The organism is Microbispora sp. CA-135349, from assembly GCF_050947365.1.
In the GTDB taxonomy this organism is placed as follows: Bacteria; Actinomycetota; Actinomycetes; order Streptosporangiales; family Streptosporangiaceae; genus Microbispora.
Genome location: NZ_CP192001.1, coordinates 2043533 through 2065609, shown reverse-complemented (window position 1 = coordinate 2065609; position 22077 = coordinate 2043533). Strand labels below are relative to the sequence as shown.

Annotated in this window: 21 protein-coding genes and 1 pseudogene; 11 read left to right on the top strand and 11 right to left on the bottom strand. The window is 70.9% G+C overall.

Annotated elements, in window-relative coordinates; translation table 11 throughout:
• Positions 1-13 precede the first annotated feature (13 nt).
• From ACQPZZ_RS09910 to ACQPZZ_RS09900, 3 genes are read right to left on the bottom strand one after another with little or no spacing between them, the layout of a single operon-like run.
• Entirely contained in the window at positions 14-2284 is a 2271-nt protein-coding gene (locus ACQPZZ_RS09910; protein WP_432930967.1) for an FtsX-like permease family protein, read from the bottom strand.
• A gap of 39 nt (positions 2285-2323) precedes the next feature.
• Positions 2324-3070 carry an ABC transporter ATP-binding protein gene (locus ACQPZZ_RS09905; RefSeq protein ID WP_432930965.1) on the bottom strand — a complete coding sequence of 249 codons (747 nt, stop codon included), beginning with the start codon at positions 3068-3070 and terminating at the stop codon, positions 2324-2326.
• 46 nt (positions 3071-3116) lie between these two features.
• On the bottom strand, positions 3117-3623 hold the full coding sequence (locus ACQPZZ_RS09900; protein WP_432930963.1) for a PadR family transcriptional regulator: 507 nt from the start codon (positions 3621-3623) through the stop codon (positions 3117-3119).
• Between the two features lie 135 nt (positions 3624-3758).
• On the opposite strand from ACQPZZ_RS09900, the gene ACQPZZ_RS09895 reads away from it, so the two are divergent.
• The 6 genes from ACQPZZ_RS09895 (at position 3759) to ACQPZZ_RS09870 (ending at position 10090) form a co-directional block, all read left to right on the top strand.
• Positions 3759-5021: an ABC transporter substrate-binding protein gene (locus tag ACQPZZ_RS09895; RefSeq protein ID WP_432930961.1), complete on the top strand. Its 1263-nt coding sequence runs from the start codon at positions 3759-3761 to the stop codon at positions 5019-5021.
• Between the two features lie 2 nt (positions 5022-5023).
• The gene (locus ACQPZZ_RS09890; RefSeq protein ID WP_432930959.1) at positions 5024-6358 is read left to right on the top strand and encodes an ABC transporter substrate-binding protein; all 1335 of its coding nucleotides are present in this window, start codon (positions 5024-5026) and stop codon (positions 6356-6358) included.
• A 13-nt stretch (positions 6359-6371) separates the two neighbouring features.
• Positions 6372-7958 carry an ABC transporter permease subunit gene (locus ACQPZZ_RS09885; RefSeq protein WP_432930957.1) on the top strand — a complete coding sequence of 529 codons (1587 nt, stop codon included), beginning with the start codon at positions 6372-6374 and terminating at the stop codon, positions 7956-7958.
• Entirely contained in the window at positions 7955-8842 is an 888-nt protein-coding gene (locus ACQPZZ_RS09880) for a carbohydrate ABC transporter permease (protein WP_432930955.1), read from the top strand. The genes ACQPZZ_RS09885 and ACQPZZ_RS09880 overlap by 4 nt, the downstream gene beginning before the upstream one ends.
• Before the next feature lie 186 nt (positions 8843-9028).
• A complete protein-coding gene (locus tag ACQPZZ_RS09875; protein ID WP_432930953.1) occupies positions 9029-9709 on the top strand; it encodes a uracil-DNA glycosylase in 681 nt (226 codons plus the stop codon).
• Positions 9710-9733: 24 nt separating this feature from the next.
• Positions 9734-10090: a hypothetical protein gene (locus tag ACQPZZ_RS09870; RefSeq protein WP_363644478.1), complete on the top strand. Its 357-nt coding sequence runs from the start codon at positions 9734-9736 to the stop codon at positions 10088-10090.
• A 110-nt stretch (positions 10091-10200) separates the two neighbouring features.
• Here the strand turns inward: ACQPZZ_RS09870 and ACQPZZ_RS09865 are convergent, their stop codons facing one another.
• The 7 genes and pseudogenes from ACQPZZ_RS09865 to ACQPZZ_RS09835 all read right to left on the bottom strand — a co-directional run bounded on the left by ACQPZZ_RS09865 (position 10201) and on the right by ACQPZZ_RS09835 (position 16402).
• Entirely contained in the window at positions 10201-10743 is a 543-nt protein-coding gene (locus ACQPZZ_RS09865; RefSeq protein ID WP_432930951.1) for an MOSC domain-containing protein, read from the bottom strand.
• Positions 10744-11082: 339 nt separating this feature from the next.
• Positions 11083-12024, bottom strand: a complete 942-nt coding sequence (locus ACQPZZ_RS09860; protein WP_432930949.1) for a hypothetical protein — start codon at positions 12022-12024, stop codon at positions 11083-11085.
• 235 nt (positions 12025-12259) lie between these two features.
• Positions 12260-13159, bottom strand: a complete 900-nt coding sequence (locus ACQPZZ_RS09855; protein ID WP_432930947.1) for a hypothetical protein — start codon at positions 13157-13159, stop codon at positions 12260-12262.
• 246 nt (positions 13160-13405) lie between these two features.
• Entirely contained in the window at positions 13406-13876 is a 471-nt protein-coding gene (locus ACQPZZ_RS09850) for an NUDIX domain-containing protein (protein WP_432930945.1), read from the bottom strand.
• 48 nt (positions 13877-13924) lie between these two features.
• Positions 13925-14484 (bottom strand): annotated as a pseudogene (locus tag ACQPZZ_RS09845) (rRNA adenine N-6-methyltransferase family protein).
• 231 nt (positions 14485-14715) lie between these two features.
• On the bottom strand, positions 14716-15675 hold the full coding sequence (locus ACQPZZ_RS09840; RefSeq protein ID WP_432930943.1) for a GNAT family N-acetyltransferase: 960 nt from the start codon (positions 15673-15675) through the stop codon (positions 14716-14718).
• A 247-nt stretch (positions 15676-15922) separates the two neighbouring features.
• A complete protein-coding gene (locus ACQPZZ_RS09835) occupies positions 15923-16402 on the bottom strand; it encodes a hypothetical protein (protein ID WP_363644496.1) in 480 nt (159 codons plus the stop codon).
• Positions 16403-16806: 404 nt separating this feature from the next.
• Between ACQPZZ_RS09835 and ACQPZZ_RS09830 the strand changes: the two genes are divergently transcribed.
• Together ACQPZZ_RS09830 and ACQPZZ_RS09825 are read left to right on the top strand one after the other, a co-directional pair.
• On the top strand, positions 16807-18324 hold the full coding sequence (locus ACQPZZ_RS09830; RefSeq protein ID WP_432930941.1) for a cellulose binding domain-containing protein: 1518 nt from the start codon (positions 16807-16809) through the stop codon (positions 18322-18324).
• A gap of 9 nt (positions 18325-18333) precedes the next feature.
• Positions 18334-19794, top strand: a complete 1461-nt coding sequence (locus ACQPZZ_RS09825; protein ID WP_432930939.1) for a cellulose binding domain-containing protein — start codon at positions 18334-18336, stop codon at positions 19792-19794.
• Positions 19795-19854: 60 nt separating this feature from the next.
• Here the strand turns inward: ACQPZZ_RS09825 and ACQPZZ_RS09820 are convergent, their stop codons facing one another.
• Positions 19855-20022 (bottom strand): hypothetical protein, encoded by a 168-nt coding sequence (locus ACQPZZ_RS09820; protein ID WP_432930937.1) that lies wholly within the window; start codon positions 20020-20022, stop codon positions 19855-19857.
• Between the two features lie 6 nt (positions 20023-20028).
• On the opposite strand from ACQPZZ_RS09820, the gene ACQPZZ_RS09815 reads away from it, so the two are divergent.
• The 3 genes from ACQPZZ_RS09815 to ACQPZZ_RS09805 all read left to right on the top strand — a co-directional run bounded on the left by ACQPZZ_RS09815 (position 20029) and on the right by ACQPZZ_RS09805 (position 21855).
• On the top strand, positions 20029-20661 hold the full coding sequence (locus tag ACQPZZ_RS09815; RefSeq protein WP_432930936.1) for an MFS transporter: 633 nt from the start codon (positions 20029-20031) through the stop codon (positions 20659-20661).
• Between the two features lie 26 nt (positions 20662-20687).
• Positions 20688-21371: an MFS transporter gene (locus ACQPZZ_RS09810; protein WP_432930934.1), complete on the top strand. Its 684-nt coding sequence runs from the start codon at positions 20688-20690 to the stop codon at positions 21369-21371.
• A gap of 241 nt (positions 21372-21612) precedes the next feature.
• Entirely contained in the window at positions 21613-21855 is a 243-nt protein-coding gene (locus ACQPZZ_RS09805) for a hypothetical protein (protein ID WP_363644504.1), read from the top strand.
• Positions 21856-22077 lie beyond the last annotated feature (222 nt).

The window sequence follows — 22077 nt, the reverse complement described above, 5'->3', positions numbered from 1 at the left end:
GACGGTCCCTGTCTCAACGGGCGGCGACGGGCACCTGCGCCCGGGCCGCCCGCCGGGCGGGGAACAGCGCCACCAGCAGCGCGGCGCCGACCGCGGCCAGGAGGGCGCCGGCGAGCATGCCCGGCGTCGGGGCGCGCCCGATGCCGGCGCCGACGCCGCTGCCGCGGCCCTCCAGGTCGATCAGCCATCGTGACCAGGCCGCCCCCGCCGCCGCCCCCACCACGACCCCCACCACCGCGGGCAGTCCGGTGGCGGTGACCAGCGTGGCCATCACCTGGCGGGGAGTCAGGCCGATCGCCTTGAGCACGGCCAGGTCGAACACGTGGTCCCGCAGGCCGAGCGCGCTGGCCGTCAGCAGGCTCGCCAGCCCGATCAGTGCCAGCACGGCGACCAGCGCGACGATGATCACACGGATGACCGCGAGCCGGTCGGCCGGGTTCACCGCCTGGGCCACCTCCAGCCCCTGCCCCTGCAGGCGGGCGCGAACCTGGGCCGCGTCGGCCCCCGGCCGCAGCACCAGGGCGTAGAACTGCGGCGGCAGCGCGTCCTTGGCCGCCAGGCTGTCCACCCCGAACGACAGCACCTCGCCGTCCTGCTCCGGCTCGACCACCCGGCCCACGATCCGCACGATCAGCGGGGTGCCCCCGATCGTCACGCGGACGCGGTCGCCGATCCGTACGCCGAGGAGGTCGAGCAGGCCCTGCCCGGCCACCGCCTCGCCCCGGTCGGCGAACATCCGGCCCTCCGCCACCGGGAAGGGGTACGGGTCCGAGGACAGGCCGAGTGCCCTGGTCCGCACGGTCCTCGTCTGCCAGGGGACGAGCGCGTCCAGTTCCGCGCCCGGGTAGGCCGCGACCACGTCCGGATCGGCCATCGCGCGCTGACGCGCCTCCTCCGCGGTCAGTTCGCCCGGCCGCAGGGACAGGGCCGCCGCCTGGCCCACGCTCTCGGGGTGGCGGATGAAGTCGTCCAGAGTCGTCCAGCAGCCGAGCCCGACCGTGATCATCATCATCGGGATGGCCACGCCGCACACCGTGAGCGCGGCGGGCGTCCTGCGGGTGAAGGCGTCCCTGGCGCCGAGGACCAGCGCGGGCGGCAGCCGTACGAGCAGGGCGACCCTGGCCAGCCGCGACAGGTGCCCGCGCGGCGGCGCCGCCGGTGCGGCCGGGATCGGCGGGGTGCGCCCGCCGCGCCAGGCCGGGATCAGGACCGCGACCAGCACCGTCAGCGACGTTCCCGCGATGATCGCGGCGAGGGGGCCGGCCGACAGCGGTACGACGACCGTCTCCCCCATGGCGTACGCCGTGATCAGCCGGGCGACGACGGCTCCGGCGACGATGCCGAGCAACCCGAGCGTGCCGTGCTCGGCGACGAGCATCCGTACGACCTGGCCCCGGGTGAACCCGAGCGACTTGAGCGTGGCGATGTCGCGCAACTGGATCAGCACGCGGCCGCCCGCGGCGTTCGCGAGCGCCAGCGCGGCGGCGACCAGGCCGGCGACGCCGAACAACGCGAGCAGCAGGCCGAGCAGCCGGTTGTCCAGCTCCATGGAGGCCCGCACCTCGCGCCACGTCGTCACCCGCTGCACCTGGTTGCGCAGCGTGAAGACGGCCCGCTGGACGACCAGATCGGTGGCGGCGGGGTCGGCCAGCCGCAGCCCGGTCACCGTCTCGGTGCGGCCGGGCGCGGGCTCCACCACGTCGAGCGTCTGTGCGAGCGTCCAGGCCAGCCCGGGGGTCCACTCCGGGTAGAACCCCTGGTCGCCGCTTTCCGCGAGACCGGCGACGGTCAGTGAGTGGGTGGCGCCGTTCAGTCCGGTGACGGTGAACGGGCTGCCCGGCCGCAGGCCGAGGGCCCGGGCGAAGGACCGTTCGACGACCACGCCGTTCGGAGTGCGCACGTCGAGCCAGCGGCCCTCACGCAGGAGCGGGCGGGCCACGGCGGGGAAGGCCGCCGGCGTCTCCTGCAACGTGATCGGCACCCGCCGGCCGCGAGCGACCAGCGTGGCGGGCGCGCTGCGATACGGCCCGGCGACGTCGGTCACGCCGTTCAGGCGGCGCAGCGCGGACACGTCGGGGACGTCCTTGCTGTGGATCCAGATGTGCGCGCTGTTGCTGCGCTCGAACAGGCCGCGCCAGGGGTTGGTGCCGTCCTCCAGCAGCGTGGCCGCGACGATCAGCGCGGTGACGATCCCCGCCACCGCGAGGACCGTGAGCGCGGCCTGGCCCCGGCGTGCCCGCAGGTCCGCGCGGATCCACCGCAGCTCCGCGGCCCTCGCCGTCACCACGCGCCCCCTCGCCGTGATCGTGCGGTTCGCACCGGGTCAGCTCCGGAGTTCGACGACGTCCCCCGCCGCTCCCGAGGGGCGCCGGCGCGACTTCGGGATGGCGCCGTCGTCGACGATCTGGCCGTCGAGCAGGCTGACGACGCGGTCGGCCATGCTCGCCACCCGGGCGTCGTGGGTGACCAGCACGATCGTCTGGCCCTGCCCGTGCACCTTGCCGAGCAGGCGGAGCACGTCGCGGGTGTTGCGGCTGTCGAGGTTGCCGGTCGGCTCGTCGGCCAGCAGCAGCCGGGGCTGGTTGGCGAGCGCGCGGGCCAGCGCGACCCGTTGCTGCTCACCCCCGCTGAGCTGGGATGGCGACGCCTCGGCACGGTCGGTCAGGCCGAGCTCGCCGAGGAGGTACTCGCGCCGCTCCCTGGCCTGCCGGGGCGGGGCGCCGCCCAGCAGCGCGGGGAGCTCGACGTTGTCGGCCACGGTCATGTTGGTGACCAGGTTGAAGAACTGGAAGACGAAGCCGATCTTCTCGCGGCGGAGCACCGCCCACCCGCTCTCCGAGAGCGTGTCCGCCCGTTTGCCGTCCAGCCAGATCTCGCCGCTCGTACGCGTGTCCAGGCCACCGAGCATGTGGATGAGCGTGGACTTCCCGGACCCCGACGGGCCCATGACGGCGACGAACTCTCCGGCCTCGATCGTCAGGTCGACTCCGCGTACGGCGGGCACGGGCAGCCCGCCGGTCTGGTAGATCTTGACCAGGTTGACCGCCCGGACGACGGGTGTGTCCGTCACGCCGCCCACCTCACCCGCGCCGTGTCGTCCGCCCCTGACCGCGCGATCACGGCAGGTCCTCCTGGCAGCGTTCGAGCCAGTCGAGGTCGGCCTGCAGGTGGAGCATGGCCCCTTCGATGAGCAGCAGCGCGACCCGGTTGGCCGGATCGGTGCGCTCGGCCAGCTCGCGGAGGTCTCTCATGAGCGCAAGGTAGTGCCGTCGCTGCCGGTTCACCAAAGCCATGCGGTCGGACAGCCCGGTCATCGGGGCCAGCACGAGCTTCATGAAGAACTCGTCGCGCACGCGGGGGCCCTCGGTGGGCTCGTCCACCCAGGTCTCCAGCGCCTCCCGGCCGGTGGCGGTGATGTAGTAGACCTTCTTGTTCGGCCGGTTGGCCTGCTCGACGTCGACCGACCGGACGTACCCGTCCTTCTCCAGCCGGCCCAGGGTCACGTAGATCTGACCGATGTTGGGCGACGGGTAGGCGCCGCCGAAGATCGTTTCGAGTGCCTGTTTCAGCTCGTATCCGTGGGCAGGTTCCTTCGCTAGGAGCGCCAGCAGCGACTGCCGCACGCGCCCACCCCCAAGCCGTATCGAGCAGTTATCGGAGCGTTACGAGCCCATCCGTTGACGCTCACATTATCGCTATGCATAACATGCATGCACCTACCTAACACGTATGTAACCGGCTTTTCATACGGAGGCCACATGGTTCGCCGAGCCGTCGCCGTTCTGGTCACCTTCCTGGTGGCCGGGTGCGCGGGGCTCGCCGACACCGGCACCGAGTCCGCCGTGGGCGGCGACGGCACCGGGCCGATCACACTGGCGATCGGCAGGGACACCACCGCCTACCTCCGCCCGCTGCTTGACCGGTGGAACCAGGCGCACCCGGACGAGCCGGTGTCGCTGCTCGAACTGCCCGAGGCGGCCGACGAGCAGCGCGCTCAGATGGTGGCCAACCTGCAGGCGCACAACGACGTCTACGACGTGCTCGCGCTCGACGTGATGTGGACGGCCGAGTTCGCCGACGCCGGCTGGATCGCGCCGCTCGACCGCAGCCTGTTCCCCCTGGACAAGCTGCTCAAGGGCGTCGCGGACACCGCCATCTATCGCGACAGGTTGTGGGCCGCGCCGTACACCAGCAACGCGGGCCTGCTCTACTACCGGTCCGACATCCTGAAGAAGGAGCACCTAAAGCCGCCCAAGACCTGGGCGGAGCTGCGCGAGCAGGCCTCCCGCCTGAGCGCGAAGTATCACATCGGGGGATACGCCGGACAGTTTCTGCCGTACGAGGGGCTGAGTGTCAACTTCGCCGAGGCCGTCCAGTCGGCGGGTGGGTCGATCCTCAGCCCCGACGCCCGCACGGTCACGATGGACCTCGGCAGCGCGCGGGCCGCACTCGGCTTCCTCGTCGGCGGCCTCAAGGAGGGGTGGATCCCCCGCGAGGCGCTGACGTACAAGGAGGAGGAGTCGCGGCTCGCCTTCCAGGAGGGGCGGCTGCTGTTCGCCCGCAACTGGCCCCACGCGTACGGGCCCGCCGCCCACTCGCAGCTGGCCGGGAAGTTCTCGGTGACCCGGCTGCCCGGGCTGAACGGACCCGGGTCCAGTTCGCTGGGCGGCTACAACCTCGCCATCAGCGCCTTCTCCAAGCGGCAGAAGTCGGCACTCGACTTCATCCGCTACTTCACGGGCCGTGACAACGAGCGGCTCGTGCTCACCGAGGGCTCGTTCCCCCCGGTATGGGCGGAGCTGTACGACGACCCGGAGCTCATCGAGCGGTTCCCGTATCTGCCCGTGCTCAAGGAGGCGATCGTGTCGGCGCGGCCCAGGCCGGTCACCGCCGACTACAACCAGGTCAGCCTGCTGATCTCCAGCGCCGTTTCCGGCGCGCTCGCTTTTGCCAAACCCGTAGACGAGACCGTCGCCGATCTGAAACAGGGACTCGGCGAGGTCATCCAGCCCGGAGGATAGATATGCGCAAACTCCCCCCGATCATGGTCGCGTGCCTCGCTCTCGCCGCCGCCGCCGCGTGCGGCAGCGACTCGGGCACCGGCTCCGGCAGCGAGCCGGCGGCCCAGGGAAGCGCCTCGGCCGCCGCCGGCACCAAGCCGCTGGAGGGCGAGAAGGTCGAGGTCGCCGCGAAGTGGACCGGCGACGAGCAGGCCAACTTCGAGAAGGTGCTCAAGGCCTTCGAGGAGAAGACCGGCGCCAAGGTCACCTACGCCTCCACCGGTGAGGACACCGGCGCCTACCTCGGCCCCCGCATCCAGGGCGGCAACCCTCCGGACGTCGCGATCCTCCCGCAGCCGGGCCTGGTGCAGCAGTACGCCGACGAGAACGCGCTCAAGCCGCTGTCCGCCGAAGTGCAGGCGCAGATCGACCAGAACTACACGCCGTACTGGAAGGAGCTCGGCTCCGCCAAGGGCCAGGTGTACGGCGTGCTGGTCAAGGCCGCGCACAAGTCGCTCGTCTGGTATCGCCAGTCGGCCTTCGACGACGCCGGTGCCCAGCCCGCGTCCACCTGGGACGACCTGATCAAGAACGCCCAGACGCTGTCCGACTCCGGCGTCCCGCCGTTCGCGCTGTGCGCCGCCTCCGGCTGGACGCTGACCGACCTGTTCGAGAACGTCTACCTCTCCACGGCGGGCCCGGAGAACTACGACAAGCTCTCCAAGCACGAGATCCCGTGGACCGACGCAACGGTCAAGACCGCCCTGGAGAAGATGGCGCAGATCTTCGGCAAGAAGGAGTTCATGCTCGGCGGCTCGTCCGGCGCGCTGCAGACCGACTTCCCGACCTGCGTCACCCAGGCCTACGCGCAGAAGAAGGCCGCGATGGTCATCGAGGCCGACTTCGTCGCCGCCTCCCTGGGCCAGTCGGGCGCCAAGGTCGGTGAGGAGGCGAAGATCATGCCGTTCCCGAAGGCGGGTGACACGGCTCCGGTCATCCTCGGCGGCGACGTCGCGGTCGTGATGAAGGACACCAAGGGCGCGCAGGCGCTGGTGGAGTTCCTGGCCTCGAAGGAGGGCGGCGAGGTCTGGGCCAAGCAGCCCGGCTACCTGTCCCCCAACCGCAACGTCTCGCCGGACAACTACCCGGACGACCTGACCAAGCAGCTCGCCCAGACGATCATCTCGGCCGGCGAGTCGGTGCGGTACGACATGTCCGACCTCTCGCCCAGCGCCTTCGGCGGCACCGACGGCAAGGGCGAGTGGAAGGACCTGCAGGACTTCCTCCGCAACCCCTCCGACGTGAAGGGCGCGCAGGAGAAGCTCGAGGCGGACGCCGCCAAGGCCTTCAAGAAGTAAAGGAAGGACGGCCGTGACCGAACGGTTGGACGGCCCGCAGGCCGCCGGCGGCGGAGACTCCGCCGCCGGGGCCTCCTCCGGCCCCCGCGAGACCCCTGCAGATCCTTCCCCCGGCTCCCCCGAATCCTCCGCCTCCCCCGGCTCCTCAGGCGGCTCCCAGGACGCGGAAGCCACCACTCCGGACTCCGCGGCCGCGCCGGACTCTGGGGCCGTCTCGGACGAGCCTCCCACGGGCCCGGCGGCGGCCGGATACCCGACGGCGGCCCCGCCCGGCGCGGTCGCCGCGGCGGGCACGGCGGGCGCGGCGACCGCGCCCGTGCGGCTCGGTCCGTCGCCGAGGCTGGCGGTGCTGTTCCTGCTGCCCGCGGTGCTGCTGCTCGCCGCATGGATGATCTATCCGGTCATCTACTCGATCTGGCGTAGCCTCTTCGACGCCACCGGCGACCGCTTCGTCGGACTGGGCAACTACCTCTCGATCTTCACCGACTCCTCGACGCTCACCACGATCAGGAACAACATCATCTGGGTCGTGGTGGCCCCGATCATCGTCACCGCGCTCGGCCTGATCTTCGCGGTGCTCACCGAACGCATCCGCTGGGCCACGGCGTTCAAGCTCGTGCTGTTCATGCCGATGGCCGTCTCCCTGCTCGCCGCCGGTGTCATCTTCCGCCTCGTGTACGAGCAGGACCCGGACAAGGGCGTCGCCAACGCCGTCATCACCACCGTCCACGACACGTTCTCCTCCAGCGCCGGATATCCCGGCGCGCGGCCGCGGGAGAACGACCAGGCGCCCGCGGTCGCGCAGGGCGGCGCGGTGGTGACGAAGCAGCAGGTGCAGGCGGGCACGCCGGTGCTGATCCCGCTCGTCGGCCTGAGCCACGACGTGGTGAAGGACGCCGCGCCCGCCAAGGCCGCCCCCGGCGGCGACGGCCTGAGCGGCACCGTCTGGCTCGACGTGGTCCGCGGCGGCGGGGGCACGCTCAACCAGATCGACCCGCAGGAGAAGGGCCTGGCCGGCATCACGGTCGAGGCGGTCTCCGGCGGCGCGGTCAAGGCGACGACCGAGACGGCGGCCGACGGCACGTTCCGCTTCTCCGGCCTCCCGGCCGGCTCCTATGTCGTACGGCTGCCGCAGTCGAACTTCACGGCGCCCTTCAACGGCCTGACCTGGCTGGGTCCGTCGCTGATCACGCCCGCGATCATCGGCGCGTACATCTGGGTCTGGGCCGGGTTCGCGATGGTGCTGATCGCGGCCGGGCTGTCGGCGATCCCCCGTGACGCCCTGGAGGCGGCCAGGATCGACGGCGCGACCGAGTGGCAGGTGTTCCGCCGGATCACCGTGCCGCTGCTGTCGCCGGTGCTGCTCGTCGTCTTCGTGACAATGATCATCAACGTGCTGAAGGTCTTCGACCTGGTGTTCATCATCGCCCCGGGCTCGGTGCAGCCACAGGCCAACGTGATCGCGCTGGAGATGTGGCGCGTGTCGTTCGGCGGCGGCGGCAACCAGGGCATGGGCAGCGCGTTGTCAATCTTCCTGCTCGTCCTGGTGGTGCCGTTCATGATCTTCAACATCCGCCGGTTCAGGAGGGACGAGGGATGACGACCCTGGCCGAACCCCGGCACACTCAGCCGGTCGAGCGCGGCCTGCTCACGCGGGTGGTCGACCGCCTCGGCGGCGGCGTGGTGCAGGTCTTCATGGTCTTGATCGCGCTGTTCTGGCTGATCCCGACCCTGGGCCTGCTGGTCGTGTCGCTACGCGGCGAGACCCAGAACAACTCCTCCGGCTGGTGGACGCTGTTCACCAAGCCGGCACAGCTCACGTTCGAGAACTACTCGAACCTGCTCGCGTCGGGCTTCAGCTCGTCGTTCTGGAACACCGTGCTGATCACGGTGCCCGCGACCCTGCTGGTGATCGGCATCGCGGCCATGGCGGCGTACGCGTTCGCCTGGATCGAGTTCCCCGGCAGGGACACGGTGTTCCTCGTGGTCATCGCCCTGCTGGTCGTCCCGGTGCAGATCGCGCTGATCCCCATCGCCAAGCTGTACGGATTCCTCGGGATCTTCGGCTCGATTCTCGGGGTCGTGCTGTTCCACGTGGCGTTCGGCCTGCCGTTCGCCATCTTCCTGCTGCGCAACTTCTTCGCGGGCATCCCGCGCGAGCTGCTGGAGGCGGCGCGGATGGACGGCGCGCCGGAGTGGCGGATCTTCGCCACCGTGGTGTTCCCGCTGGCCAAGCCCGCGATCGCGTCGCTCGGCATCTTCCAGTTCCTGTGGGTGTGGAACGACCTTCTCGTCGCGCTGGTGTTCGCCGACACCGACAACCAGCCGATGACGAAGGCACTGCAATCCCAGATGCGGCAGTTCGGCACGAACGTGGACATCCTCGCGCCGGGTGCGTTCCTGTCGCTCATCATCCCGCTGGTGCTGTTCTTCGCCTTCCAGCGGTATTTCGTGCAGGGCATGCTCGCGGGCTCGGTGAAGTGACCGGCCGGAGGCCCCGGGGCCTTCCCCGGAGCCTCCGGCATCACTACGGGCGACACGGGAAATGTCCTGTGTGTGGCGAACCGTGCCGAGAGGACGTCGGATGCCCGCTTCACGGGGGTAAGCGGGCATCCGATCTTTCCGCCTGCGGGCCGTACGGGGACGGAAAAGCCGATAGAGTGCGCGGACATGTCAGGACGTCCGTTGCACGAACTCGTGGAAGCCGGGTGGGCCGAGGCCCTCGCACCCGTGGCCGGGCGCATCGCCGCCATGGGTGACTTCCTCAGGCAGGAGATCGCGGAAGGCCGCCAGTACCTCCCTGCGGGGGACAACGTTCTCCGCGCGTTCCAGCAGCCGCTGAGCGAGGTCCGGGTGCTCATCGTCGGCCAGGACCCCTACCCCACCCCCGGCCACCCGGTGGGGCTGAGCTTTTCTGTGGCCCCCGACGTACGGCCGCTGCCGGGCAGCCTGGTCAACATCTTCAAGGAGTACATGGCCGACCTCGGCCACCCCGCTCCGCCCTCGAACGGCGACCTCACCCCGTGGACCGAGCAGGGTGTGCTCCTGCTCAACAGGGTGCTGACGGTGATGCCGGGCAAGCCCGCCTCCCATCGGGGCAAGGGCTGGGAAGAGGTGACCGAGCAGGCCATCAAGGCGCTGGTCGAGCGGGGCGGGCCGCTCGTCGCGATCCTGTGGGGTCGCGACGCCCGCAACCTGCGCCCCATGCTGGGAAGCGTGCCGTGCATCGAGTCGGCCCACCCCAGCCCGCTGTCGGCACGCAGCGGATTCTTCGGCTCCCGTCCGTTCAGCCGGGCCAACGCCCTGCTGGAGGAGCAGGGCGGGGCGCCGGTCGAGTGGAAATTGCCATAACGGCTTGCCGATAGGATCACCACCATGAGCGATGGAACGGACACCGGCCGCTACCTGCGGCTCACCGTCGACCTGGTGGTCGAGGTCCTCGATGTCGACGCGCTGCAGGCCGCGGCGCTCGCCGAGATCCGCGACCCTCAGGCCGAACTGGACGACGCCGAGCGGCAGGAGCAGATCGAGCTGGTCAACTCCGACGAGACGGGCGCGGCGGCCCTGCAGTGGCTGATCGAGCCCGACCACGTGCTCGGCCTGGTCGAGCACGTCGCGGAGGTCGAGCCGCGGGAGGCGATGCTCGGCGTCGAGCCGTCGGAGGGGGTCCTGGAAGACGAGGACGAGCACGACCACGACCACGACCACGACGAGCCGGGTCACGTCCACTGAGGCTGTCGACGGGACAGGGCGCCGGGCCGGCCGCCGGGCCGGACCGGCGTTCCCTCATCCAGAAGATGCCCACGTGCGCATCCTCTGGGCCGCCGGCCGGGCCCCTGCGCTCATACCGGCTGAAGGGGGTGGTGGGGCCCGACGGGCGGCTCCACGCGGATCGGGTCGCCGGGCCGGACCTCGCCACCCGCGACGACGATGCCCATGACGCCGGCCTTGCGCACCAGATTGCCCTGCTCGTCCCGGCCAAGCACGGCCTTCATCAGCCCGTCCTGGAAACCGTCGAGTTGCACGCAGGGATTGCGCAGGCCGGTCACCTCGACGACGGCCGTATCGCCGAGGTGCAGCCGGGTGCCGGTGGGCAACGCGAGCAGGTCCACGCCCCTGGTGGTCACGTTCTCCCCCATGTCGCCCGCCCGTACGGCGAAGCCCGCCTCGCGCAGCTCGTCGTGCAGTTCGGCGTGGATCAGATGCACCTGGCGGAGGTTCGGCGCGCTCGGATCACGGGCGACCCGCGACCGATGCTTGACCGTCACCCCGGCGTGGGCGTCCCCCTCGACGCCCAGGCCGGGCAGCAGCCGGATCGACTCCAGCGGGGTCTTGCTGAAGGTGTGGGCCGCGTTGCGGCTCACCGCTGTCACCCTGTTCGTCATGCCTACTCCTCCTGAACCTCTGGCTCCATTCCGCGCACCAGGGCAAGGAGGCGGTCAAGTAGATTTTCGTCACACGGGGCCTGCTCGCTGACCCACGCGATCGCGTGGGAGGCCCGGAAGACGTCCTTATCGTCGGCGACGAACAGACGGTCACCCGCCGAATCCGGCGGCTCGCCGAAGCAGGCGTCACCGAGTTCGCGGCGTCGCCGTACGGCGACGCCGCGAGCAGGAACGCACCCTCGCGGTGCTCTCCGGCCTCGCCCGATCAGCCGAATACTCGAGCTGAGAACGGCCGCTCGGGCCCAGCCAGGCAGGCCGGTCTGGCCGGGCGGGGACCGGTCAGGAGCTCAGGACCTCCTCGCGTCGCCGGCCGAGAGACTCCTGCTGACGGGCCAGCTCACCGGAGCGGGCGGAGATCTGGTCGACCATCGCCTCCACCCATGCCGCGACCTCGCGTACCGCCTCCGCCGTACGGGCGATCCGCTGATGCTTGATGGCGTCGGTGATGATGTTGTCGAAGAAGACGTCGGCGAACCAGCGGGTGTCCACCTTCGGCAACTGGGGCGCGGCGCTGACGCCGATGTCGGCCAGCTCGCGTGAGAACCGGTCGAGCGCGCCCTGCGCGTGCCAGGCCGCCTCGTCGGCCTGACGCAGGTGGCCGTGCTCCACCATGTCGGCGAAGCCGCCGTTGCTGAACATGTCCCAGGTCGAGGCGCCGCGGGCGCCGCCGAGATGCCGCAGGACGTAGCCGACCGCCTGGCCCGCCGCGATCCCCGCCTGCCGAGCCTCCTGGTGCTCCCGCAGGTCCGCGGTCACGTTCGCGAGCCGGGCGGCGATGTCGGCGAGCTCTCGCCCGCGTGGATCGCCCGACTCCACCAGCGTCCGCTCCTTACGGTCGAGCAGCACCTCCAGCTCGTGATGCGGGTTGCCGAGCGCCGTGAGTTCCTGCTCGGTGGAGCGGAGGTCGTCGGTGAGCCACTCCAGGCGGGTCCGCTGACCGGTGACCCGCTGCCGGGCCGCCACCGCCTCGGCTCGTTCCCGCGCCAGGCGCTCCTCCTTGCCCCCGGTCAGACCCGCCAGGAAGGCCGCGAAACCGCCCTGCTCCAGCTTGGCGACGTCGCGGTCCTCCTTGGCGAGCTGGCGCTCCAGGTCGGCGAGCAGGCCGCGGACCTCCTCGACCTGAGTCAGGAGAGTGGCACGCTGCCGGAGGAGCTGGTCCCGGCGCCTGGCGCGGTCCCGCGCGTCCCTGATCTCGTCATCGCCGGCACTGGAAAGGGTCACACTTCACAGACGACCGAAAGACACCCAAACGTTCCCATCCGGGACCCGGCACCACGCCACGGCCCACCCCCGGCTCGCGCGACGGTCCCGCGGCCGCCCCCTTCTCCTCCCGGGCGTGCCGGGCACGTGGATCAGATCGCGCCCAGGGCCGAGACGGCGAAGGCGCACGAGCTGGGGCAGACCAGCAGGACCACCGGCAGGATCGTGCTGGTTTCCCGGCCGACGGCCACAAGGGTCAGGCGACCAGTAGGCCGGGAGTGTGATGCGGCCGGGGGTCTCCGTCGTGACCGCCGGGCAGGCGGAGCCTGAGGCAGGATCGGGCGACGACGTCCGGCGTGAGGCGCACGCGCAGGAGTCCGTTCTCCTCGTCCGGTATGCCGGACAGCACGGCGTAGTCCACCCCCGCCACCCGCAGGCGGCGGGCGATGCCGCGGCAGGCAGACCGGGGCCCGGTGGACAGCCAGGCGAAGTGACCCGCGAGCAGTGACTCCGCCACGGTGCGCAGAACGGTGACCGCGCAGAGGCTGTGCGCGCAGGCGAGGCCGGTCAGGGTGATCTCCGGCAGGCCGAAACGCCGCAGGCCGCGCGAGGTCGTCACGAGGCACGAACAGCCCTCGCCGGCCTCGGCGCCGGCTCCCGCAGGGGCGGCAGCGCCGAGGCCGCAGGCGTGTTCCTCCTCGGCGCACGACACCCTCCAGCCCAGCCAGTCGTCGCCGAGCTGGAAGTCCTGTCGCTCCCCCGGGCATTCGGCGCAGTGGTAGACGGCCGCTCCGGTCAGCGGGTCGTACAGCGCACCGTGGTAGGCCTCCGCGATCCCGCGCGCGGCCGCCCGGGCGACCTGGGCGGCCTCGGGCTGTTCCTCGACGGGGGCGGTGCTCGTCACCACCACGTGATGACGGGCCCGTCTCACCCGTTTGAGGTCCTCGGCGCCCAGGTCCATCCGCCGCCAGGGGGACCGCGTCGACCGGAACACCTCCAGCGTCAGCCGGGGCGTGCCGAGCGCGTCCCTGGCGGCGCGACGGTGAGACGGTCCCATCCGCCAGGGGATGATCGACGAGAGGTCGGTCGGCGTACGGTCCGTGACGACGACGAAGACCGACGAGGTCTGCGCGGGCACGGGATAGGTGATTGGCATGGCTCCTCCTCCGCGACGTGCTGCATCTACAACCGCCGAAGCGGCCGCGGGAGGTGCCGCAGGAGCAGCCGGCCCCGCACCTGCCGCTCCTCGCACCGCCGCACTGCAGCAGCCTGCGCGAATCCGCCGTCGCCCGTCCCACCCGAACGCCGCTCTGTGGACAGCCGGCGATCAGAAACGGGCGAATGACCCCACGACATCGCACCGGTCCACAGGAGGCCGGTCGACGGCCTCTCCGGCGACCGCCTAACCGGCTCCGCCGGAGATCAGGTGCCGATGCGCCCGCAGCGTCCCTTCCGGCAGGTCGTCAGGACTGAACCACCGCGCCTCCAGGATCTCCTTGGGGTCGATCCTCATCGTGCCGCCGGCGAGCCCGGCCTCGTACGCCACCTCGACCCGCAGCCGGTAACCGCTGTTGAGCTGCACGAGCTCGCCGACACGCACCTCCAGGCCGGTCTCTTCCCGCACCTCCCGGACGACCGTCTCCCGGAACGTCTCCCCCCTGACGGCGTAGCCGCCTGGCAGCCCCCACTGCCGGTCTTCCGGCCACAGCCGATGCCGCAGCAGCAGCACCCGCCCGTCTCCGTCGCGAACGATCCCCGTGACGCCGACCATGAACTTCGCCTGCGAAAGCCACATCAGCCGCCACTGAACCGAGCCGCCGATGCCGCCGATGCCGCCGATGCTCCGCCACAACCGGGCGACCAGATCGTTCACGGGGAATCCCTTTCGTCCACAGCGACTCCGGCAAAGAGAAGGACATCATCACAGGCTCGGCCACCGACGCCGCGTCACTTCCTGCCAGAGTGACACCCACTGTCCGGCGGTCAGATCCTTGGGCAGCGCGTGCGGCGTCACCCGCGCGTCACGCGCCCAGGCGCCTACGGCCTGGCGGTCCAGGCGTCCCGTGCGTTCGAGGATCTCCGCCAGGCCGCGTCCGCGCCCGGTGAAGACCCGGCGCACGAGGTCCTGGTGCCGGACGCCGCGAGGAGCCGCCGCATGATCGAAGTCGTGAGGTGGAACGGCAGGTTTCCGGCAACCACGTGAGGATGCCGGGGAAACCGGAACCGCAGGATGTCGGCGTTGACGACGGTGACGTTCGCCGGCACGCGCCGGGCCAGCCGGCGTGCCCGCCCGGGATCAACCTCGACCGCCGTCAGCGGCCTGCCGTACCGGCTCAGGGGAAGCGTCAGCGCACCGTCCCCCGCGCCGACCTCCACGACCGGGCCGGCCGTTCCGGCGACGAGTTCCCCGATGTGAGCGATGATCGTACGGTCGACGAGGAAGTTCTGACCGAGCTCGTGCCGTCCGCCCTGATGAACCATGGATGTGCTCCGCCAGTACGCGATCGGAGCCGGGCGGCGCGAAGCACCGCACCGGCGAGGACACCGATGACGGCGGAGCCGTACAAGAGGAAGGACCCGCCGCTACGAGCGGCGGATCCTCGTGAAGCATGCGAAGGCGCACATGGGCGTCACCCTAGCGAGCACGACGGGAGGAGCCGCAAGCCGTTTTCCGCGCGTGCCTTCCGCGCCACTCTCGCGGGAGCGCCCGCCCTACCGCGACCCGCCCTCACTCCAGGTCATGTCGAGGCGCTGCCCGATGAGCTCGTATCCGGCGCGGAGGAACGCCCGGGCCATCGGGACGTTCCCGACGTCGGTGGCGGCGCGGACGCGCGGAACGCCCTGCTCGGCGAGAATCCGCGTCCCCTCCGCCAGCAGATCGTCGACGTAACCGTTGCCCCGGTGAGCGGGCACGACCCCGATGTACGCGATCATCGGGCTGTACTCGTTACGCGCCGGAATGACGAATCCCACGGGATCACCGGCCGGTGACGTGGCGATCCGCCACCATTCCCGCGGGCTCCGGTAGTGGGCGAGTTCGTCGTCGTAGTGCGCGGCAGCGACCCGCTCGGCGGGCATGCCGGCGAGGTCGGCACGGCTGTGGGCGTCGAGCGTGCCGTCGAGGACGAGGGTCATCAGGGCGACCAGCTCCTCCCGGCCGGCCACGGGCCGGAAGGTCAGCCGCCCACTCGGCGCGGCGGCGGAAGCGCCCGGGCGCCACTCCAACCGCAGCCGTTCCACGAGCAGCCGGGCACCGGTCCGCCGCAGCACGGCCATCCGGTCCTCGACGGCACGCCTCGCCGCCGCGTCGTCACGCCACCGCGGGGGGACGAATGCGTTGTATTCCGGCGGACGTCCCCCGAGCGGCAGCACCGCGGCGCTCGCGGTTTCGACCAACCGGACCCCGGCGTCGATGCTCGCCGGTCCGGGCACGGCGTCGTCGAGGTCGAGGATGTCCAGCAGCGCCGGCGGCTCACCCGCGCGCGGGGCCCACCAGGACAGCCTGGCGACGAGACGGTCGCCGTACAGCGCCATCCACATCCACTCGGGCCGCCGGCGGCCGGAGGCGAGGTCGTCGTCCAGCTCGTCGTTCAGCACGTAGGGCAGGCGGCGGAAAAGGTCGAGTTCCTCGCGCCCCGAGATGGGGCGCATGATCATGTCGTTGGGGTTCACTGCACTTCCTCAGGTGAGGCGTGCCCGCTCGCTCCCAGGAGTCAGCGTCCGGCCGTACCCCGGGAAGGAACCGGCACGACGTTCTTCGCACACATCGGCTCGTCCCTCCTCTCGCCGTCGTGGGTCTGCGAGTGTTCTATCGGACGTGCCGCCCGGCCCGCCAATCCTTTTCGGCCGGCGAGACCGGACAACGGCCGGGCGGCCCCTGCGCCCCGGTCCCGCCGGGCCGTGACGACGTCGTTCCGGGTCAGCCGCAGTTGCCCCACGCGCCGCGACCGCCGCTGGCGATCTCCCCGTCGACCCGCGTGTCGGCGATCGTGCCCGAGTATTTGACGCACAGGTTCTCGGCGTAGAGCTTCACCGGACCGGCGTAGTACTTGTACTTCCGGCTGTCAGTCTTGCGTGCCGTACGCACCGGTTCGTCGCGATGGCGCCTGGTCTGCGTCTCCAGCGTCGCGGACGTCCGGGTGGCCGTGCCGACGTACGCCGACTTGATGGTGACCACGCAGTTCTGCTTCGTCGAGCGGTTGTAGAGCAGGTAGACGTGCCCGAAGACCCTCCCCGACGAGGTCTTCACCGCCCGGCTGCCGTCACTCACCCGGCCGAAGCCGGAGCCGCACACCCCCTCGGGGCTGTAACCGGCCGAGATCGCGTATGCCGGGTTGGCGACGAGCCCTCCGACGGCCAGCGCCGCCGCGGCGACGACCGTACTCGCGGACCTGCGCATACGTTGTCCTTTCCCAACCGCCGCCCTCCGTCCGGGCGGCGTCCTGGCGATCATCCTTGCGGATCATCAACCAGAAGATGACCGAAACAGTCAAATTCGGCCAAGGCGAATCGCGCGCAGCCGCCACTCGGCCCGCGGCGGGAGGGGCTTGGCCGAGCATCGCCCGGCCGGCCGCTCGCACGGTCCGGCCGCTGAAACGTTCAGCCCGCTCCGCCGTCGTCGGCCGCTGAAGAGGCAAACGGCAGGGGCCGTCCACCGGCGGCTTGACCGCGCCCATGACAACCGTCGACCCTCCAGCTGAAGGCGCACGACCGACGGGATCATGCCGCTCCCGCTCATAGGGGCCGTACTGACGGAGGTCTTCGCGGCTGCTTCTGTTAGCGCAAACACAAGACGGAGGTCCGATGCGTGGCATACGAAGCGGCCAACGCCAGGCGACACGGCGCGCGCAGGTCCATCGCACAAGCCCGGCGTACGGCTCGCGCACGCGCGCGGCCGTCGTGTGCTCCGTGGCGGCCCTGACCGGCGTGATCGGCACGGTGGCCCACCAGACGGCGGCCGGGGCGGCCGCCTCCGGTTGCCGCGTCGACTACTCCGTCACGTCGCAGTGGTCCGGCGGGTTCACCGCCGCCGTCACCGTCACCAACCTCGGCGCCCCCGTCTCCGGCTGGACGCTGGCGTGGTCCTTCACCGGGGGTCAGACGGTCGCCCAGGCGTGGAACGCCACCGTCACCCAGAACGGGGCCCAAGTCACCGCGACCGACGCCGGATACAACGCGACCCTCGCCACCGGCGGCTCCGCCGCCTTCGGCTTCAACGGCTCCTGGAACGGCTCCGCCAACCCCGTGCCCACCACCTTCACGCTCAACGGCACCGCCTGCACGGGCTCGGCGACCTCCACGCCGAGCCCCTCCAGCAGCCCCTCCAGCAGCCCCTCCAGCAGCCCTTCCGCGAGCCGGACACCGAGCCCCTCGCCCACTCCGACCCCGCGCGGCGGCGACGGCAGCCCGTCCGACCCCGACATCACCTACGTCGGGCGGTGGGACACCGCGTCGAGCACCGGGTACGTGCCGAACTGGACGGGCGCCTATCTCGTGACGGCGTTCACCGGGACCACGGTGAAGATCAAACAGCGCGACGCCGTCAACATGTACGTCAGCATCGACGGGGGCGCCGACGTGTTCTACGCCGGCGTCAAGGGCACCGTGAACCTGACCCCGGCCCCGCTGCCCGCCGGCACGCACACGCTGCGCGTGTCCTACCGCTCGGGGGACACGGTCTTCCAAGGGCTGGTGCTCGACCCGGGGGCGACCACCGTGGACCCGCGCCCGTCCACCAAGCTCATCGAGTTCGTCGGCGACTCCATCACCGCCGGATATCTCGATTCGAAGCTCGCGCTGTCGGCGTACGGCTGGGTCCTGGGTGAGAAGCTGCGCGTCCGGCACACCCAGATCGCGCGCGCCGGCTACTGCCTGGTCGCGCAGGAGGGGTGTGCCGGGCAGAGCACGCAGTATTTCAAGCTCGGCAGCACCGGCGCCGCGGACTGGGACTTCTCCCGCTACACCGCCGACGCCGTCGTGATCAACCTCGGCACCAACGACATCGGCCACCACGTCACCGGCTCCGCCTTCCAGTCGGCCTACACCGCCTTCCTGCGTGCCATCCGGGCGAAGTACCCGAATGCGGCCCTGTTCGCGATGGAGACGTTCAAACAGCGCTACGTCGCCGAGACCAAGGCGGCGGTGGCGGCGCGCAACGCCGCCGGCGACGCCAACGTCTACTACATCGGCACCGAGGGCTGGCTGACTCCGGGCGCCGACTACGCCGACGGCGACGGGCATCCCAGCGACGCCGGACACATCAAGATCGCCAACCGCCTCGCCCCCGTCATCGCCCCCAAGATCGGTGTCCCCGTCCCCTAGGGAGTGTCCGTGCCCTACCCCACGAGAGGGGCGCTTCGCTCCTCGCTCGCCGCCACACTGGCCGCGGCCCTCGCCGCGGTCTCGATCACCCTGCCTCCCCGTGCACATGCCGCCACCGGCGACGGCTCGCCGACCGATTCCAACATCTCCTTCACCGGGCGGTGGGACACCACCGACCCCACCGCGTACACGCCGCACTGGGCCGGCGCCTACCTCACCACCGGCTTCACCGGCACCACGGTGAAGCTCAGGCAACGCAACACCATCGACCTGTACGCCAGCATCGACGGAGGGCCCTACACCTACTACACGAACGTGAGCGGCACGGTGAACCTGACCCCGGCACCGCTGAGAGCCGGCACCCACACCCTGCGCGTGTCCTACCGGGTCGTGGCGGGCTCCTATCACGGTGACGCCGTCTTCCGGGGGCTCGTCCTCGATCCCGGCGCCGGTACGGTCGCCCCGCCGGTTCCGCGCACGCTCATCGAGTTCGTCGGCGACTCCATCACCGTGGGCACGACGACGTCGAAGAACGCACTCACCGCGTACGGCTGGCTCATCGGGGAGCGGCTGGGCGCGCGGCACACCCAGATCGCCCAGGGAGGAGCCTGCCTGGTCGCCACCGCCGACGGCTGCGTCGGCCTGGAGAAGCAGTTCGTCAAGCTCGACCCCAACACGTCCACCCCCGGCTGGGACTTCTCCCGCTACACCGCCGACGCCGTGGTGATCAACCTGGGCACCAACGACTCCGGCCATGGGGTTCACACACCGGAATTCCAGACCTCTTACACCAACCTGCTCCGGCAGGTGCGGGCGAAATACCCCAAGGCTGCCATCTTCGCGCTCGAGACCTTCAGCAAGCGGTTCGCCGCCCAGACGCAGGCGGCGGTCAAGACCGTCAACGACGGCGGCGACGCCGACGTGTACTACGTCAACACCGAGGGCTGGCTGACCAGCGCGGACCTCAGTGACTCCGTGCATCCCAACGACGCCGGTCATCGAGCGATCGCCGACCGCCTGGCCCCGATCATCGCGGCCAAGCTCGCCGCGGCCCCTTCGCCGTCGCCCAGTCCGTCACCCAGTCCGTCACCCAGTCCGTCACCCACCCCCACGCCTGCCCGGAGCCCCACGCCGACACCGGCCACGACGGGAAGCTGCACGGTGACCTACAGCGTCACCAACCAGTGGCAGGGCGGTTTCCAGGGCGATGTGACGATCGCGAACACCGGCGGCGCGGCGGTCGACGGCTGGAGGCTGACCTGGTCCTTCCTCAACGGACAGCAGATCAGCCAGGCATGGAACGGCGCCTACAGTCAGAGCGGCAGCACCGTGACCGTGACCGACGCCGGCTGGAACGCCGCCATCCCGGCCGGCGGCACGGCGACGTTCGGCTTCATCGCCGGTCAGTCCGGCACGAACGGCGAGCCGACCGCCTTCGCCCTCAACGGCACGCCCTGCGCCGTACGCTGACCGCGACCTGCCGGGCGAGAGCGACGCCCGGCCGGGGAGCCGGCGAACACACGAGCACCCTCAGGCCCGTGACGCGAGAACGGCCTCCGCGAGCGCCCGCGGGGCCAGGGCGGGACGGGCGCCGGGCCGGGTGACGGCGTGCGCGAGCACCCCGTCGATGAGCACGAGAAGCTGATCGGCACCCGCGTCGGGGGCGGGGTGGCCCTTGCGGGTCAGTTCCGCCGCCATCAGCCGGTGAAGTCCCTCCTTGAAGGCCCGACCGGCGTCTTCGTCGCGATCCTCGACTTCTTCATCGTCAACGTGGCCATCCCCGCCATGCAGCGCGACCTGCACGCCGGGCCTGCCGCCATCGAATGGGTGGTCGCCGGATACGCCCTGGTGGACGGCTCGGGGCTGGTGCTGGGCGGACGCCTCGGCGACGTGTTCGGCCGGCGCCGGATGTTCGCCCTCGGCCTCGCCCTGTTCGCGCTCACCTCGGTCGCCTGTGGGCTGGCCCCCGACGCGGGTTCGCTGGTGGCCGCCCGTGTCGTCCAGGGGGCCGCGGCCGCCGTCCTCGCCCCGCAGGTGCTCGCCGTCATCCGTACGGCCTACAGCGGCGCCGCCCAGGCCAGGGCCGTCAACGCGTACGCGCTGACCATGGGGCTGGCGGCGGTGTTCGGCCAGCTGGTCGGGGGTGTGCTCACCCGAGCCGACCTGTTCGGGCTGGGCTGGCGGGCCTGCTTTCTGATCAACGTGCCGATCGGCGCCGCCGCGCTCGCGGTGACCTGGCGGGTCGTCCCGGAGAGCCGCGCGACCGGCGCCGTACGGCTCGACCTCGGCGGGGCCGTGCTGGTGACGCTCGCGCTGGGGGCACGCTGCTGCCGCTGATCGAGGGCCGCGAGCAGGGGTGGCCGGTGTGGACCTGGGTATCGTTCGCCCTGGCCGCCGCGCTACTGCTGGCCTACGCCCAGCGGCGGCACGACGCACCGCTGATCGACCTCGCCCTGTTCCGGGAGCGGGCCGTCACGGCGGGGCTGCTCACCAACCTGGCGTTCTCGATGGGCATGGCGGCATACTTCCTGATCTTCACCATGTACTCCCAGGAGGGCCGGGGTCTGGACGCTCTGCAGGCCGGTCTGGTCTTCACACCGATCGGCGCGGGCTACCTCGCGGCGTCGCTGCTGGCGCCGCGCCTGGCCGGGCGCTTCGGCCGCCAGGTCATCGCGATCGGCGGCCTGACGAGGGCGGTCAGCCTGGCCGTCCTGCTGGCCGCGGTGGCCGGGAACGCGCCGATCGGCTGGCTGGTGCCCGTGCTGGCCGTCGACGGGGCCGGCATGGGGCTTGCGCTCGCGCCGATCACGGCCACCGTCCTGTCCCGGGTCGCCCCGCGGCACGCCGGCAGCGCCGCGGGCGCCCTCACCACCGCGCAGCAGGTCGGCGGCGCGCTGGGCATCGGCATCATCGGCATCGTCTTCTACAACGCCCTGTCCGGCGGCGTCGCCGTGGCGTTCCAGCACGGGCTCGTCTACCTCATCGTCGTCACCCTGGCCATCGCCGCTCTCGTCCAATGGCTCCCGCGTGCCAGGGCCGCCGCCTGACCGCCTCACGTTCTGGGCGCCGGACCCATCGGTGGCGCGTCAGGGGGAATCTCAGGGTGATCCCGGACGACACGGTGATCGATCTGGCTAGAGTTACGAAAGATTGATCGCGAAGGCAGACGATTCCAGCTCCGGCTTCCGGACCGGTGAACAGCCCGATCGCGCGGGGCGGAACAAGCGCGGAAGCCTTCGACGAGGACCGGCAGTACGCGAGCATCACAACGCACTTTCAGGAGTAAGGGTGGCCAGTTCAGAACGGAAATTCAGCCACTTCGCGAACACGCGGCACAGAAACTGGAGGATCATCGGAGTCGCCGATTCGGTGGACGACCCCGGGGTGCGGTCGGTCGAGATCTTCCAGGGCCCGGACGGCAACGAACCGCGGCTGGTGCTTGACCCCGAGGATGTGCCCCAATTCGTCGCGGGCCTCATCGCCACGGTCATGCCCGGCGACCTGACGGCGGAAGCGGACTGGGAAGACTGAGCGACGTCATCGGGATTACGGCCCACGTGGTGAACAGGGGTCGGTCATAGCCGGATTGCAACGCGCCGGCGGATCGCGGCGAGTGACCGCCCCCATGCGGGATCGCCCGTAGCATTGTTTCCGCGACAGAGCACTGGTCGTCGGCGTGAGAATAAGCATTCTTTTCGACTGTGATCTGTCATGGTAATTCTCGTTGGTGCCGTCTGATATCGCAGGACCCTT

Excerpts from the sequence above, each read along its gene's own strand:
- ACQPZZ_RS09875 (WP_432930953.1), top strand. The coding sequence starts at position 9,029 with ATGTCAGGACGTCCGTTGCACGAACTCGTGGAAGCCGGGTGGGCCGAG.
- ACQPZZ_RS09835 (WP_363644496.1), bottom strand. The coding sequence starts at position 16,402 with ATGCGCAGGTCCGCGAGTACGGTCGTCGCCGCGGCGGCGCTGGCCGTC.
- ACQPZZ_RS09890 (WP_432930959.1), top strand. The coding sequence starts at position 5,024 with ATGCGCAAACTCCCCCCGATCATGGTCGCGTGCCTCGCTCTCGCCGCC.
- ACQPZZ_RS09865 (WP_432930951.1), bottom strand. The coding sequence starts at position 10,743 with ATGACGAACAGGGTGACAGCGGTGAGCCGCAACGCGGCCCACACCTTC.
- ACQPZZ_RS09855 (WP_432930947.1), bottom strand. The coding sequence starts at position 13,159 with ATGCCAATCACCTATCCCGTGCCCGCGCAGACCTCGTCGGTCTTCGTC.
- ACQPZZ_RS09880 (WP_432930955.1), top strand. The coding sequence starts at position 7,955 with ATGACGACCCTGGCCGAACCCCGGCACACTCAGCCGGTCGAGCGCGGC.
- ACQPZZ_RS09820 (WP_432930937.1), bottom strand. The coding sequence starts at position 20,022 with ATGGCGGCGGAACTGACCCGCAAGGGCCACCCCGCCCCCGACGCGGGT.
- ACQPZZ_RS09895 (WP_432930961.1), top strand. The coding sequence starts at position 3,759 with ATGGTTCGCCGAGCCGTCGCCGTTCTGGTCACCTTCCTGGTGGCCGGG.
- ACQPZZ_RS09870 (WP_363644478.1), top strand. The coding sequence starts at position 9,734 with ATGAGCGATGGAACGGACACCGGCCGCTACCTGCGGCTCACCGTCGAC.
- ACQPZZ_RS09830 (WP_432930941.1), top strand. The coding sequence starts at position 16,807 with ATGCGTGGCATACGAAGCGGCCAACGCCAGGCGACACGGCGCGCGCAG.